Raw genomic sequence first — 14,606 nt, forward strand, 5'->3', positions numbered from 1 at the left:
GTGCCAGAGGTCGTGGTAGCTGGCAATGACCTCGCTTGCGGGCATGATGGCGGCCTCGATGTTGGTGACGTAGCCTTTCCAGCCGGTGAGCTTCATCGCCTGCTCGTAGGCCTTCTCGTCGAAGGCTTTCTCCTCGTCAGTGACTTTCACGAACCGGGCCTTCTTCGCTGGTTTGTCCCCGTCGATGATCGCTAGCGCGCGGTTGCGTTGGAGGTTCAGGGTCCGGGCATCTCGCAGGGCGCGTTTGCGCCGGTACTGCCAGATCGCCCGCCACTGATCCGGATGCTCCTGAGGGTTCCAGACGGGTTCACGCCTGACGTTCACGCGCGCTGGGTCCAGCCGCTTGGCTCCTTTCGGAGTCAGCGTGTCTACGGTCGTGCCATCGGCGGCGTGATCGCCGTTGAAGGCGAAATGGGCAGCCAGGTCGTGTGGGGCTTTGGCCTGTCGGGATCCGACGATGAATCGCAGTCCAGCCTCGTCGATGGCTTTCAGGTTCTTCGCTGAGAGCATCCCGGCATCAGCCGCGACGANGTGATCGAAGCACTTCGCCGCGATCCTGCCGCGATAGTCCCGCTCCTTAGCCCGGGCCAGACAGGCAAGGAACGTATTGCGGTGGACAACATCGACACCGAGCTCACCGAGAACCCGGACACTATCGGACTTCGAGGTCGGTTCGACCAGGCGGGCGAGCACGAGCTGGAAGAACGCTTCATCGTCAACAGCATCGAAACCCAACCGGGCATACACGGCCCGGATCGTGTCAATCAGGATCCCTGACCGGCTCGACTTCACCACCGCACCAGCGGCCCGCGGCTTGTCTTCGACGTCGAACTCCAGCGGCAGCTGCCACGGATCAGCCAGCTTCGCCTTCCCCGCAGCCACTAACGCTGCGAGCTGTTCGGGCGTGTACGCCGAACCGAGATGCTCCACGATCCGATACCGGCCACCAGTCTTATCGACGATCTGCACAGCCGTCGCTCCCGAAGCAGTCGGAACCCTACGCACGAACGGATTCATACCCCCATATTAGTCACCCACCACGACCGAGCCCGACTCGCTGACCAGCACAAACAAACCAAAAGCTCCGAAAACCCCGCCAACCTGTGCAAGTCAGGTGATCTGCTCACGGCCAAACAGCAGGAGAGGATCGTAGACCTCTTCGCCGACGCCAACTTCACCGCCGTCGAAGTCACCTGGGCCGTCTATCAAGACATTGTGCGCGCCTACCGAACCAACGACGGCAACGAGGGCAAGAAGCTCTTACAAACAGTCATCGACGATCTGACGACGAATCTGCCGACAGGACTGGCCGAACTCAAGCGGTTAGGACAGACTCTGAAGCGTCGAGCTGCTGATATCCTGGCGTTCTTCACCCGACCGGGAACATCGAACGGGCCTACCGAAGCGATCAATGGCAGGCTCGAACACCTACGGGGCTCAGCACTCGGCTTCCGCAACCTCACGCACTACATCGCGAGAAGTCTGCTCGAGTCCGGCGGCTTCAGACCAGTTCTACACTCTCAATTACGATGAGCCGTTAAAGTCCACTCATCATCAGGGACCTCGATGCTTATCCCCAGCACCCCTGCCCGATCGGCGTGCCCACACTCAACTCTGAAGAGCCGGTTAAGTTGCCGTGACCGACCCCTTGGGTTTGCGTTAATATCTGATCCTCGACCTGTCGTGCGGTTTGTTTGCCGGTGGTTTCCAGTTGGTGAATTTCGTTGAGATTGCCCTAGAAGGGGGAATGTGAAAACTGATAGTCGCGCACAACTGGTGTACGTGCTGACCGTCTCCGTGACGTGGCTCGTGGTGATGCTTGCTGCGGGGTTGATGATCTCCGGCGGGACCCTGAGCCTGACCGACGCGATGCTTCTGGTATTCCTCCTGTCGCCTTTCATCGTCGGTCTTATCATCGCTGAGATCCTCGTCTTCTGCATGAAATTCCGCAGCTTGTTATCGGTCCCAGGATGGAAACGCGTTCTGAGAATCTATCTGACGTACATTGTGATTCCGGGGCTCTGTGGCTATCTTTTCGGAACAGCTACCGCGGCGCTTGTCGATCGGCGCCGTGAATACTTCTCATGGGCCGATATCGTCCTCACGCACGCTGCGCTCCTGGCCTTTCCTGCGGCGGCGTTCTGCGCCATTGGTCTGATCGTCCTTCCGCTGGGAGCCCGCCAGAGAAGCTGAGGACACCGTAGGCTTGAGGGTATGACGACTGCACCACGTGACGCACAGGCGCCGAACGCCCAGCGCATCCCCACCGACCGCACCCACCACGGCCACACCTTCACCGACGACTACGAATGGATGCGGGACAAGGACTCCCCGCAGGTGACCGCCCACCTGGAGGCGGAGAACGCCTACACCGCCGCCCGCACAGCACACCTGGAGGGCCTGCGCGAGACGATCTTCACCGAGATCCGCACACGCACGAAGGAAACCGACATGTCCGTGCCGGTCCGGCGCGGCAGCTGGTGGTACTTCACCCGCACCGAGGAGGGCAAGGACTACGGCATCTCCTGCCGCGCCCCGATCAGCGGCCCAGACGACTGGACCCCGCCCGAGGTGGCCGACGGCCAGCAGCTGGCAGGCGAGGAGGTCATCTTCGACTCCAATGCTGAGGCCGCCGGCAGCGAGTTCTTCTCCCTCGGCTCCTTCAGCATCTCACCCGATGGCACGAAGCTCGCGTGGGCGGCCGACCTGACCGGCGATGAGCGCTACACGCTGCGCATCCGCAACCTGGAGGCAGGCGAGGATCTGCCGGAGGTCATCGAGAACACCTTCGCCGGGGCGACCTTCGACGGCACCGGCGAATACGTCTTCTACACCACCTGCGACGACGCCTGGCGACCCGACACCGTGTGGCGCCACCGCCTCGGGACCGGGGCAGAAGCAGACGTCGAGGTGTTCCACGAACCCGATGAGCGGTTCTTCGTGGGCGTCGGGCTCACCCGTTCGCAGAAGTACGTGTGCATCGTCACCGGGTCGAAGACGACCGAAGGCTGGTGGGTGCTGCCCGCCGATGAGCCGACCGGTGAACCGACGGCGGTGTGGGAGCGTCAGCAGGGTGTCGAGTACAGCGTCGAGCACGCGATCGTCGCCGGTGAGGACCGGTTCATCATCACCCACAACCGCGACCGCGCCGACTTCGACATCGTCGACGTGCCTGCGGCAGACCCGGCAGGCGAGGGCCGGCCGGTGCTGGGCGGGGACATGACCGGCTACCGGATCGAAGACGTCGACGCGTTCGCGGGCCACCTCGTCATCTCCTACCGGCACGGCGGATTTGCCCGCGTGGGCACCGTGGCGATCACCGCATCGGAAGCGGCGCCCTACGGGACGCTTGCGGAGATCGCCGTTGACGAACCCGTCGGCACACTCGGCACCGGCGCGAACCCGGAGTTCGAGCAGCCGCGGCTGCGGCTGACCTACACGTCGATGGTGACGCCGGGGACCGTGTTCGCCTACGACATGGACACCGGGCAGCGGACCGTGCTCAAACGCCAGCCGGTGCTCGGCGGCGTCGACCTGGACGCCTATGAGCAGGAGCTCATGTGGGCCCGGGCTGAGGACGGGACCGAGGTGCCGGTCTCGCTCGTGTGGAAGACCGGCGCCCGGGATGCCGGCCCGGCACCGATGGTGCTCTACGGCTACGGCTCCTATGAGCTGAGCATGGACCCCGGTTTCAGCGTCAAGCGGCTATCGCTGCTCGACCGCGGCGTCGTCTTCGCGATCGCCCATGTGCGCGGCGGCGGAGAGATGGGTCGGCACTGGTACGACGAGGGCAAGACGACCGCCAAGCGCAACACCTTCACCGATTTCATCGCCGTAGCCGACCACCTCATCGGCACCGGGGTGACGAGCTCGGAGAAGCTGGTGGCCACCGGTGGGTCGGCCGGCGGGCTGCTCATGGGCGCGGTGGCGAACATGGCCCCGGACCGGTTCGCCGGGATCAGTGCGCATGTGCCGTTCGTCGACGCGCTCACCTCGATCCTCATGCCGGAGCTGCCGCTGACCGTCATCGAATGGGAGGAATGGGGCGATCCGCTGCACGACCGGCAGGTGTATGAGTACATGCGCTCCTACTCTCCGTACGAGAACGTCACCGAACAGGACTACCCGAAGATCCTCGCGATCACCTCGCTCAACGACACCCGGGTGCTCTACGTCGAACCGGCCAAGTGGGTTGCCCGGCTGCGCGAGGTCGGTGCGGATGCGCTGCTGAAGACGGAGATGTCGGCCGGTCACGGCGGGGCATCCGGGCGCTATGACGCGTGGAAGGAAGACGCATTCGACTACGCATGGATGCTCGATGTCCTGGGCAGGAGCGATGTGAGCCGCTAGAGTCGAAGAAACTGATCCCGTTGCGGATCGCGTGGAACCAGAAGTCATCGCTGCGTGGTTCGTGCCGAAAGGAGACTGCGAACGATGCTGCGAAAACTCCACGACATGCTGCACCTGCGCACCTCGCCGGTGATCTTCTTCGCCTCGGCCGGCATCATCCTGCTGTTCGTGCTCGGCACCATCGTCTTCACCGAGCAGCTCGATGCCGCGGTGTCGGCAGCCTCGGCGTGGCTGCTCGACACGCTCGGCTGGTTCTACATCCTCGGCGTGACGCTGTTCCTCATCTTCCTCATCTACATCGCCTTCTCCCGCTATGGGCGGGTCAAGCTCGGCCGCGACGACGAAGAGCCCGAGCATTCGGGCCGGGCATGGTTCGCGATGCTGTTCGCCGCCGGCATCGGCACGATTCTCATGTTCTGGGGTGTCGCCGAGCCGATCAGCCATCTCGGCAGCCCGCCGCGCGCCGGCCTCGGCATCGAGGCCGGTACCGCGGAGGCGGCCCGGGATGCAATGAACTTCACGCTGTACCACTTCACGTTCCACACGTGGACGATCTTCGCGCTGCCGAGCCTGTGCTTCGCCTACTTCATCCACAAGCGCAACCTGCCCGCCCGGGTGTCCTCGATCTTCCAGCCGATGCTCGGCGAGAAGATCCACGGCCCGATCGGCAAGATCATCGACACCGTCGCGATCGTCGGCACCGTCTTCGGTGTGGCTGTTTCGATCGGTCTGGGCACCCTGCAGATCAACGGCGGGCTCTCCCAGCTCTTCGGAGTGCCGGAGAACGCCGGCTGGCAGCTCATCATCATCGGCGTCGTCACCCTTATCGCCCTGACCTCTGTGTCGCTGGGGCTGGAGAAGGGCATCAAGGTGCTGTCGAACGCCAACATCGTCATCGCTGTTCTGCTGCTGCTCTTCGTCCTCTTCACCGGCCCGACGCTGTACATGATCAAGGGCACCATCGAGTCCTTCGGCTCCTACATCGTCACCCTGCCAGAACTCGCCTTCTGGAACGACACCATCGCCGAATCCGGCTGGCAGTCGACGTGGACGGTGTTCTACTGGGCATGGACGATCACCTGGTCGCCGTTCGTCGGCATCTTCATCGCCCGCATCTCCCGCGGCCGCACCATCCGCCAGTTCGTCACCGGCGTGCTCGCGGTGCCGGCGACCTTCTCGGTCATCTGGTTCGGGATCTTCGGCTGGGGCTCGTTTGCCATCGAGGGCATCGGCCGGCAGTCCGGTGACGGCGGACTCGTCAAGCGGGTCGTCGACGACGGCGACATCCCCGGCGCGCTGTTCGCGTTCCTCGAGCACTACCCGCTGGCCTTCGCCGTCTCCGTCGTCGCGATCCTCGTGGTCGTCGTCTTCTTCGTCACTTCGATGGACTCCGCTGCACTCGTGACCGACACGATGACGAACGGGCATGAGGACTACAACCCGCTCGGCCAGCGGATCTTCTGGGCCCTGGCGATCGGGCTGGTGACCGCGACCCTGCTCGTGTTCTCCGGTTCCGGCGGGCTCGAGGCGCTGCAGTCGACGATCATCCTCGTCGGTCTGCCGTTCTTCATCTTCGGCTACTTCGAGATGTACCTGCTGCTGCGCGCCCTGCGTGAGGACGCCGGCGTGCTGCCGCCGATGCGCACGAAGCAGTGGAAGAAAGTCCTGCCACCGGAGGAGTACATCCGCCGGCTGCGCGATGACGAGTACGAGACCGAGGAATGCGTCGTACTGCCCGAGGCGGAGGGGGAGGCTCCCGATGTCATCGACCCGTACGAACCGCAGCGCCGCTGGTTCCGCCGCTCCGACGGCACCCTGTCGTCGCGGACCGGTTCGAAGCGCCTGCCGCCGCGCGAGAGCGGACGGTATCCCGACAGGTTCGGCTCGCATCAGGGGTGATGGCCCCATCGGGGTTGTTCCTCGGTTCTCGCACAGCAGATATGCATCTTGTCGAATCGGTGACAGTGGACGTCTATTGGTCTCCCGGATGCGCCACTGACCGACTATGCGGTCATCGGGCTGCTTGTCCTGCTGCTCATCTCGATGAGCATCTTCATCGTCGCCCTCGTGCGGCGGCCGGGCGTCCGGCTGGGCACAAGTCTGCTCGGCGCACTCGCCGTTGTGCTCTTCATCGGCAGCATGGCGGCGTGCGTCGGCTTCCGTGTCAGCTATCCAGACGGAGACGGACTCTGGATCTGTCCGTCGAGTGTCACCACGGCGTTCATTGCGGAATCCGGTGGGCAGCCGCTGCCAGAAGGGGTGGCTGAATGCCGGGGCGACGCTCGTCGCAACGTCGCCATCGCAGCTGTGTCAGCGCTGCTCGGAATCGGCGTGACGGTGTGGGCGTATCTCCGCTCTCGGCGGAAGCCAACAGCCCGGTGACAGCCGCGGACTTGATCCTCAACAGGTCCTCAGCGCCCAGACCCTAGACCCGGCAGAAGGTTGTCTGTACATTTGCAGTAGATCAACGCCGATCACCTGAGGAGACTGACGCTATGACCACGAGCTCGCATCCGCTGCACCACGCCATCGTCATCATCGGAGGGGGCAACGCCGGGCTCAGCGTCGCCGCCCGGCTGCGCAAAGCCGGCAAGACCGACATCGCGGTCATCGAACCGCGCGAACAGCACATCTACCAGCCCCTGCAGACCCTCGTGGGAGGCGGATGCGCTCCTGCTCGCGAGCTGCGCCGCGCCCAGGCCGACGTCATGCCGGCAGGCGTGTCGTGGATCAAGGACTCCGCCACCGAGGTCGATCCGGAAGCCCGCCGGGTGAGCCTGTCCTCGGGTCTGCAGATCGCCTACGACCGGCTCGTCGTCTGCCCGGGCATCCAACTCGACTTCGACGAGGTGCCGGGCATGCGCGAGGCGCTGCAGAGCCCGAACGTCTCGACGAACTACCTGCCCGAGCTCGCCCCCAAGACCTGGCAGCTCATCCAGGCCACCGCCTCGGGCACGGCGCTGTTCACCATGCCGTCTGGCCCGATCAAATGCGCAGGCGCCCCGCAGAAGATCGCCTACCTGGCGTGCGACCACTGGCAGCGCCGCGGCGTGCTGGACAGCATCCGGGTCGTGCTCGTGCTGCCGACGCCTGCGATGTTCGGGGTCAAGGAGTTCTCCGACGAGCTGGAGAAGGTCATCGAGCGCTACGGCATCGAAGTGCATTACAACTCGGAGATGACGAGCCTCGATGCCGAAGCCGGCACCGCGACGATCCGCGACAACGCCGCTGGCACGAGCGAGGAGATCAGCTTCGACATGGCCCATGTGGTGCCGCCGCAGTCGGCGCCGGACTGGATCAAGGAATCCCCGCTGGCAGGCGAGGATCCCAAGGGCTGGATCGACGTCGACAAGCACACGCTCCAGCGTGTGCGCTACCCGGACGTCTTCGCCCTCGGCGATGCCGGATCGACGCCGAACTCGAAGACCGGTGCCGCGATCCGCAAGCAGGCCCCGGTGCTTGTGGCGAACCTGCTGGCAACGCTGAAGGACGAGTTGCTGGCGGAGTCCTATGGCGGCTACGCCTCGTGCCCGCTGACGACCGCGCGCGGCAAGACGATCCTCGCCGAGTTCGACTACACGATGCGCCCGAGGCCGTCGTTCCCGTTCATCGACACAACGAAGGAGCGCACCGACATGTGGGTGCTCAAGCGTCACGGGCTGCCGGCGCTGTACTGGAACGCGATCCTCAAGGGCATGGCCTGAGGTTCTGAAGACAGCGCGGCCCCGGTGAGATGCTTTCACCGGGGCCGCGCAGCGTTACGTGGCCGTCAGCCTCAGCCGAAGTGCTTCGGCATGGGGTGCCGTCGGTTGGGGAAGCCGACAGTAATGTCAGAGCTATGGATATTGCTGAGCGGGTGGCTGATGCAGTTCCCGAGGATGCGACTGCCGGTCGGTGGGGGCGCCTGCGGCCCCAGGTGCTGAAGGTGCTGCAACCGCTGGAGGCCATGACGTCGCCGCGGACCGCCTCGCTGACATACGAGCCGTGGGCGCCCGAGAAAGGGGACGTGCGAACCGACGGAGTGATGCTGCGCATCCCGACCCGCCATCGTGCTGACTCGAACGAGGCGGAAGTCCTGGAGCACATGGGGGATCTCGTGCTCTACATCTATTTCTACTGGGAGCGGTACATCGATGTCTCACTGCAGTTCGCAGGCGACGAGTGGTTCTTCGACGTCGATGATGAAAGCACCCTCGATGCCGACGTGACGCTCATCGCCAAGTACCTGCAACGGATTGTGGCCGGTGAGCTCGGGCCGCTCTATCCGCGTGGCAGCTTTGAACGCAGCTCCATCCGCTCTGCATTCGGGTGTCCTGAGTCGCTTGTCGTGAACGCCGGCGGGAGTGACTTTCGGGCGTTCTTCCGTCTTGTCGCTCAGCCGCGCTTGAGGCGGTTCTATGGTGCGGGTGCCCGCTGGTGTCATGTGGTCGCAGTACACGAGACGGAACTTGAAGTGAGCGTGGTCGACGTGCCGTGTTCTGCACTGGAATTTCAGCAGTTCGACGATTGGGAGATAGCGCTGGAGTTGCAACGAAGCTGAGGAGCTGCGTCATTCCGGCCCCATCATCCCTTCGATGGCGTGACAGCGCCAGGTGTCGTGCTCCCTGTTCCTCACAGATCCGCTCGGAGGATCTGTGAGGAACAGTTCGAGCCTCACCCGAAGTGCTTCGGCAGCGTCGCCTCGTGGGTCTCGCGCAGCTCGGTCACGGAGATCGTGAAGTGGTCGACGAGTTCGAGGGTGGCGTTGCCGTCCTCGCCGGTGTCGGTCATGCCGATGCGGGCGAACGGGAACTTCCGGGCGGTGCACATATCGGTGAACCGCACCTCCTCGGACCGCGGCACCGCGACGATGGCACGCGCCGTCGACTCGGAGAACAGCGCTGTGAACAGGTCGATGCCATCGCGGTCGCACACCTCTTCCAGCCACACCCGCGCGCCGGTGCCGAACCGCAGGACGGCCTCGGCCAGCGCCTGAGCCAGCCCGCCTTCGGACAGGTCGTGGGCGGCATCGATCATGCCGTCGCGGGAGGCGTTGATGAGGATGTCGGCGAGCTCGCGCTCGGCTTCCGGACGGTACTTCGGCGGCACACCGCCGAGGTGGCCGTGCACAACATCGGCCCACACTGAGCCGTCGAGCTCAGCTGCGGTCTCACCGAGCAGGTAGATCGTCTGGCCGGCATCCCGCCAGCCCGAGGGGCTGCGGCGGGCGACATCGTCGAAGACGCCGAGCACACCGACGACCGGGGTCGGGTAGATCGCCGTCTGTCCGGTCTGGTTGTACAGCGAGACGTTGCCGCCGGTGACCGGCACAGCGAGGTCCTCGCAGGCGTGGGCGAGACCGTCGATGGCTTCGGCGAACTGCCACATGATCTCCGGGTCCTCAGGGGAGCCGAAGTTGAGGCAGTCGCTGACCGCCATCGGGCGGGCACCGGAGGTGGCGACGTTGCGGTACGCCTCGGTGAGAGCCAGCTTCGCTCCCTCGGACGGATCAAGGTAGCAGTAGCGGCCGTTGGCGTCGGTGGCGATCGCCACACCCAGGCCGGACTCCTCGTCGATGCGGATGACACCGGCGTCATCGGGATACGCCAGGGCCGTGTTGCCCTGCACGTAGCGGTCGAACTGGCCGGTGATCCAGTTCTTCGAACACAGGTTCGGCGAGCCGAGCAGCTCAAGCAGCGTCGCACGCAGCTCCTCATCGGACTGCGGCCTCGCCAGCCCGGCGGCCTCGACGGTGTTGGCGCGGGTCTCGGCCTGCCAGGACGGTTCGGTGCAGGGGCGCTCGTAGACGGGCCCGTCGTGGGCGACGGAGCGCGGGGGCACGTCGACGATGACATCGCCGTGCCATTCGATGACGAGCCGGCCGGTGTCGGTGACCTCGCCGAGCACAGACGACTCGACCTCCCACTTGCCGGTGATCGCGAGGAACTCGTCGAGCTTCTCCGGGGTGACCACGGCCATCATCCGCTCCTGCGACTCCGACATGAGGATCTCCTCCGGCGTCAGCGACGGATCGCGCAGCAGCACATCGTCGAGCTTGACGTGCATGCCGCCCTCACCGTTGGAGGCCAGCTCCGAGGTCGCGCACGAGATGCCGGCGGCACCCAGGTCCTGGATGCCCTCGACGACACCGGCGGCGAACAGCTCCAGGCAGCATTCGATGAGGACCTTCTCGGCGAACGGGTCGCCGACCTGCACAGCCGGGCGCTTCGAGGGCTTCGTGTCGTCGAACGACTCCGAGGCGAGGATCGAGGCGCCGCCGATGCCGTCGCCGCCGGTGCGCGCACCGAAGAGCACGACCTTATTGCCCACGCCCGAGGCGTTGGCCAGGCGGATGTCTTCATGCTTCATGACGCCCACGGCGAGGGCGTTGACGAGCGGATTGCCCTGATAGGAGGGGTCGAACCAGGTTTCGCCGCCGATGTTGGGCAGGCCGAGGCAGTTGCCGTAGCCGCCGATGCCGGCGACGACGCCGTGGACGACGCGGGCGGTGTCAGGGTGGGAGATCTCGCCGAAGCGCAGCTGGTCGAGCACGGCGACCGGGCGGGCGCCCATCGAGATGATGTCGCGGACGATGCCGCCGACTCCGGTGGCCGCCCCCTGGTAGGGCTCGACGTAGGAGGGCGAGTTGTGGGATTCGACCTTGAAGGTCACCGCCCAGCCTTCGCCGATGTCGACGACGCCGGCGTTCTCCCCCATGCCGACGAGCAGATGCTCACGCATCTCATCGGTCACGTGCTCGCCGAACTTGCGCAGGTGGACCTTCGAGGACTTGTACGAGCAGTGCTCGGACCACATGACGGAGTACATCGCCAGCTCCGCCGAGGTCGGCCGGCGCCCGAGGATCTCGCGGATCTGCTCATACTCGTTGGCCTTGAGTCCCAGCTCCGCGTAAGGCTGCTCGACATCCGGGTTCGCTGCGGCGAACTCGACGGTCTCCTTGACGTGCTTGTCCGACATACGCCTCGTGTGGTCCTTTCGTGAAATCCCACTCGACATCCTATCTTCAAACCGCGCCCGAGGTGGCCTCCGGGCTGGGATGGGAGAGGCCGGCAGGCGAGGGGAAAGGATCGCCGTGAAGCTTTCGACAGACCCAGAATGGGTGTAAGGATAGGGTCTAAGGTTTCGATCCTGGGTCGAGGAATGAAAGGCTGACGCGATGGTGCGCTGGGACGCAGACACATGGGCCCCGTCGGCAGCGGCGCGGTCTCGTCGCGAGAGATGGGCGGGCAGCTACTGGACGTTCGTGCCGATGTCCCTGACATCCGGTGCAGACTGGCGGATCGACGCGGAACTCGCGGTCAGGGCGGCGCACGTCGAACGCCGGATCCGCGCCATCGGCAGCTCGGAGGCAGCCGGGGCGTTCGAGGGCATCGCTCGTTTCCTCATCCGCACCGAAGCCGTCGCCAGCTCACGCATCGAGGGAGTCAGTCCCTCGGTGAAGAACGTGGTGCTCGCCGAACTCAGCTCGCAGGACGCGCTCAGCGGCTTCGGTCATCAGGCGGCCGAAGTGGCAGGCAATATCGCTGCAGTCGTGGCGGCTGTCGACACTCTCGGCAGTGCTGCAGCAGTGACGTGGAGCGATCTCGAGGAGCTGCAGCGACAGCTGCTGCCCGGCTTCAGTCAGTTGGGGCTGCGTGAGCGTCAGAACTGGCTGGGAGGTTCGGCCGTCCACCCGGGCGAGGCCGAGTTCATCCCGCCGAAGCCAGAAATCCTGCCGCAAGCGCTTGAGGATCTCATGGCGTTCATCAACGGTGCGGCCACAGGCGGTCTCATCCAGGCGGGACTGGCTCACGCACAGTTCGAAACGCTGCACCCCTTCGCAGACGGCAATGGACGGATCGGACGCGCCCTCATCCACTCGGTGCTCACGCGGCGGGGGCTGACCTCCGGCGCTGTGTTGCCCATCAGCCAGGTGCTCATGACATGGCAGCAGCAGTACGTCGACGGCCTGACGGCTTACCGGGCGACACCGCCGGGTGCCTCGATGACGGGCGCCGAGCCTCCCGCCGCACTCGACATCAGCGCAGGCGTGAACACGTGGCTGGACTTCTTCATCACCGCAGCAGATGCAGCTGTCAGCCAAGCTGAGCGGTTCATGCAGGAGGTGCAGAGCGTGCTCGACGACTACCGTGAGGCGCTCGAATCACAGCTGGCCCGGCGCCCACGCACCGATGCCGTCGTGTGGAAGCTCCTCGAGCTGCTGCCCCGAACTCCGATTCTCACCCAGCGCATCGCCGAGCAGCTGGCGGGTGCGTCAGCGCCATCGGTGCGCAGAGCTCTGCAGCAGCTCAGCGAGGCTGGGATCACCGACAGTCTGGCTGTCGGCAGAGGCATCCGTGGGCATATCGCCCGGGACCTGCTCGACCTCGTCGCGCATGCTGAGCGCAGAATGGCGAGTACGCGCTTCGACACGCAGGTCTCCGCGCCGGTGCGCCCGGCTCCGGCCTCGCCGCCGCCGCGCTGAGCCGCGAATTAGAATGTGGCTATGTCCGTTCCCAAGATCGTCCTGTTCTACGTCTTCACCCCGCTGGCCGACCCCGAGGCGGTGCGCCTGTGGCAGCACGCGCTGTGCGAGCGCCACAACCTCAAGGGCCGTATCATCATCTCCGCTGACGGCATCAACGCCACCGTCGGCGGGGAGATCCATGACGTCAAGCAGTACGTGCGCACGACGAAGAGCTACGCGCCCTTCCGCAAGGCCGACATCAAATGGTCGAACGGCACCGGCGATGACTTCCCGCGCCTGAGCGTCAAGGTCCGCCCGGAGCTCGTCACCTTCGGCAATCCTGATGAGGTCAAGGTCACCGAGGACGGTGTGCAGGGCGGGGGAGTGCACCTCAAGCCCGGCCAGCTGCACAAGCTCATGGACGAACGCGGCGACGACGTCGTCTTCTTCGACGGCCGCAATGCGATGGAGGCCGAGATCGGCCGGTTCCGGAACGCGGTCATCCCGAACACGGACACCACCCGCGACTTCATCGCCGAGATCGAATCCGGTGCCTACGACGACCTCAAGGACAAGCCGATCGTCACCTACTGCACCGGCGGCATCCGCTGCGAGATCCTCTCGGTGCTCATGAAGAACCGCGGCTTCGAAGAGGTCTACCAGCTCGACGGCGGCATCGTCCGCTACGGCGAGACCTTTGGCAACTCCGGGCTGTGGGACGGCTCGCTGTACGTCTTCGACAAGCGCATGCACATGGAGTTCGGCTCCGGCGCCGAATCGCTGGGCCGCTGCCGGGAGTGCGACCAGCCCACCCCGCTGTTCGCCAACTGTGCCGACGAGACCTGCCGGAAGCAGTTCCTGCGCTGCGAGGACTGCGCTGCGGCTGGCAAGCACCCGCACTGCGAGGAGTGCACCGCCGCCGAGGCGGTGGCCAGCTGAGCAGTCAGCTGCGGCTGATCGGGGCGCCGGTCTCCTCGTCGATCCACTGTCGGCTGCCGTCGGCGGCCACGTCGAGGCACAGCTCGGTGCCGACCGGCAGGTCCCAGATCTCGATGAGAGCCGGTTCGATCGTGCACAGCTCGTTGAAGTCGGCGATCGTCCAGTTCGCCGGATCCGACAGGTAGTCCGATTCGTCGATCTCGCTGAGGATCCGCCAGCCGTTGTCGGCCGGGTCCTTCGAGGTCTCCCGATGCGCCCAGCAGATCGGGCCGCGTCCGGTGTAGGCGTTCGTCGTGACGAGACAGGCCCCGGCGTTGGGGATGAAGTCGGTCATCGTGGTTCCTCAGGGTTCGGGGAATCCTCACGGTCAGGTCGGCGGCTGAGCAGCGCACGGATGTAGGCGGGGATGATGAAGGCCAGCGCGAGGACCCCGCCGGCCAGCGCGACCCAGGTGACGGGGCCCGAGGGAACGAATTCGCGGACGAGCAGCATCCCGACCATGACGAGCAGACCCAAGGTCATGAGCGTGCCGGGGCTGGCGTTCCGAAGCCAGGTCATCGTCGTCGGTCCATTTCCCGCGGCCAGAGGGTGATCATCATCGAAATGATGATGAGCCCCAGGGCGATCGCAGCAGATCCGCCGGTCAGCAGCACGATGAGACCGGCGACTGCCAGGACGACGGCGGCCAGGTATGCCAGATGTCTCATGAGTGTCACCTCTCAAGGGTGGGGCTAGGTATTCACCTTGTCATCGTCCGATCGTGCAGCACAACTGGAGGCGACCGTCTCTTGGGATGTAGCTGGAATGGGAACAGTGTCCTCACAGATGCCGGGATGATGACGGCAAGCGTAGTGAGCGCGGCCAAGGTTCT

The 14,606-nt window shown here is 65.1% G+C and carries 14 protein-coding genes; 9 read left to right on the forward strand and 5 right to left on the reverse strand.

Features of this window, described 5'->3' with window-relative positions; translation table 11 throughout:
• A partial coding sequence (locus ACFFN1_RS03595; RefSeq protein WP_446680469.1) for an IS1634 family transposase occupies nt 1–1,017 on the reverse strand: 1,017 nt, incomplete at its 3' end.
• Here ACFFN1_RS03595 and ACFFN1_RS03600 point away from each other — a divergent pair.
• The 7 genes from ACFFN1_RS03600 (at nt 922) to ACFFN1_RS03630 (ending at nt 8,890) form a co-directional block, all read left to right on the forward strand.
• The gene (locus ACFFN1_RS03600) at nt 922–1,533 is read left to right on the forward strand and encodes a transposase (protein WP_376838687.1); all 612 of its coding nucleotides are present in this window, start codon (nt 922–924) and stop codon (nt 1,531–1,533) included. The genes ACFFN1_RS03595 and ACFFN1_RS03600 overlap by 96 nt on opposite strands.
• A gap of 216 nt (nt 1,534–1,749) precedes the next feature.
• Nucleotides 1,750–2,193, forward strand: coding sequence for a hypothetical protein (locus tag ACFFN1_RS03605; protein WP_376838689.1), 444 nt, complete (start codon nt 1,750–1,752; stop codon nt 2,191–2,193).
• Nucleotides 2,194–2,214: 21 nt separating this feature from the next.
• The gene (locus tag ACFFN1_RS03610) at nt 2,215–4,350 is read left to right on the forward strand and encodes a S9 family peptidase (protein WP_376838690.1); all 2,136 of its coding nucleotides are present in this window, start codon (nt 2,215–2,217) and stop codon (nt 4,348–4,350) included.
• An 84-nt stretch (nt 4,351–4,434) separates the two neighbouring features.
• Nucleotides 4,435–6,249, forward strand: a complete 1,815-nt coding sequence (locus ACFFN1_RS03615) for a BCCT family transporter (protein WP_376838691.1) — start codon at nt 4,435–4,437, stop codon at nt 6,247–6,249.
• A gap of 144 nt (nt 6,250–6,393) precedes the next feature.
• Nucleotides 6,394–6,732 carry a hypothetical protein gene (locus ACFFN1_RS03620; protein WP_376838693.1) on the forward strand — a complete coding sequence of 113 codons (339 nt, stop codon included), beginning with the start codon at nt 6,394–6,396 and terminating at the stop codon, nt 6,730–6,732.
• Nucleotides 6,733–6,845: 113 nt separating this feature from the next.
• Entirely contained in the window at nt 6,846–8,054 is a 1,209-nt protein-coding gene (locus tag ACFFN1_RS03625) for an NAD(P)/FAD-dependent oxidoreductase (RefSeq protein WP_376838695.1), read from the forward strand.
• A 134-nt stretch (nt 8,055–8,188) separates the two neighbouring features.
• Entirely contained in the window at nt 8,189–8,890 is a 702-nt protein-coding gene (locus tag ACFFN1_RS03630) for a hypothetical protein (protein ID WP_376838697.1), read from the forward strand.
• A 113-nt stretch (nt 8,891–9,003) separates the two neighbouring features.
• Here ACFFN1_RS03630 and purL read toward each other — a convergent pair whose 3' ends face one another.
• Nucleotides 9,004–11,307: a phosphoribosylformylglycinamidine synthase subunit PurL gene (gene purL, locus ACFFN1_RS03635; RefSeq protein ID WP_376838699.1), complete on the reverse strand. Its 2,304-nt coding sequence runs from the start codon at nt 11,305–11,307 to the stop codon at nt 9,004–9,006.
• A 292-nt stretch (nt 11,308–11,599) separates the two neighbouring features.
• Between purL and ACFFN1_RS03640 the strand changes: the two genes are divergently transcribed.
• Both ACFFN1_RS03640 and trhO read left to right on the forward strand, forming a co-directional pair.
• A complete protein-coding gene (locus ACFFN1_RS03640; protein ID WP_376838701.1) occupies nt 11,600–12,814 on the forward strand; it encodes a Fic family protein in 1,215 nt (404 codons plus the stop codon).
• 21 nt (nt 12,815–12,835) lie between these two features.
• Nucleotides 12,836–13,735 (forward strand): oxygen-dependent tRNA uridine(34) hydroxylase TrhO, encoded by a 900-nt coding sequence (gene trhO / locus ACFFN1_RS03645; RefSeq protein WP_376838702.1) that lies wholly within the window; start codon nt 12,836–12,838, stop codon nt 13,733–13,735.
• Between the two features lie 4 nt (nt 13,736–13,739).
• Here trhO and ACFFN1_RS03650 read toward each other — a convergent pair whose 3' ends face one another.
• Genes ACFFN1_RS03650 through ACFFN1_RS03660 form a run of 3 tightly spaced genes read right to left on the reverse strand, consistent with a single transcriptional unit; the run spans nt 13,740 to nt 14,442 of the window.
• A complete protein-coding gene (locus ACFFN1_RS03650) occupies nt 13,740–14,069 on the reverse strand; it encodes an immunity protein Imm33 domain-containing protein (RefSeq protein WP_376838704.1) in 330 nt (109 codons plus the stop codon).
• Nucleotides 14,066–14,293, reverse strand: a complete 228-nt coding sequence (locus tag ACFFN1_RS03655) for a hypothetical protein (protein WP_376838706.1) — start codon at nt 14,291–14,293, stop codon at nt 14,066–14,068. Before ACFFN1_RS03655 ends, ACFFN1_RS03650 begins: the two co-directional genes overlap by 4 nt.
• The gene (locus ACFFN1_RS03660) at nt 14,290–14,442 is read right to left on the reverse strand and encodes a hypothetical protein (RefSeq protein WP_376838708.1); all 153 of its coding nucleotides are present in this window, start codon (nt 14,440–14,442) and stop codon (nt 14,290–14,292) included. Before ACFFN1_RS03660 ends, ACFFN1_RS03655 begins: the two co-directional genes overlap by 4 nt.
• Between the last annotated feature and the right edge of the window lie 164 nt (nt 14,443–14,606).

The organism is Brevibacterium otitidis (assembly GCF_042429315.1).
Classification (GTDB): domain Bacteria; phylum Actinomycetota; class Actinomycetes; order Actinomycetales; family Brevibacteriaceae; genus Brevibacterium; species Brevibacterium otitidis.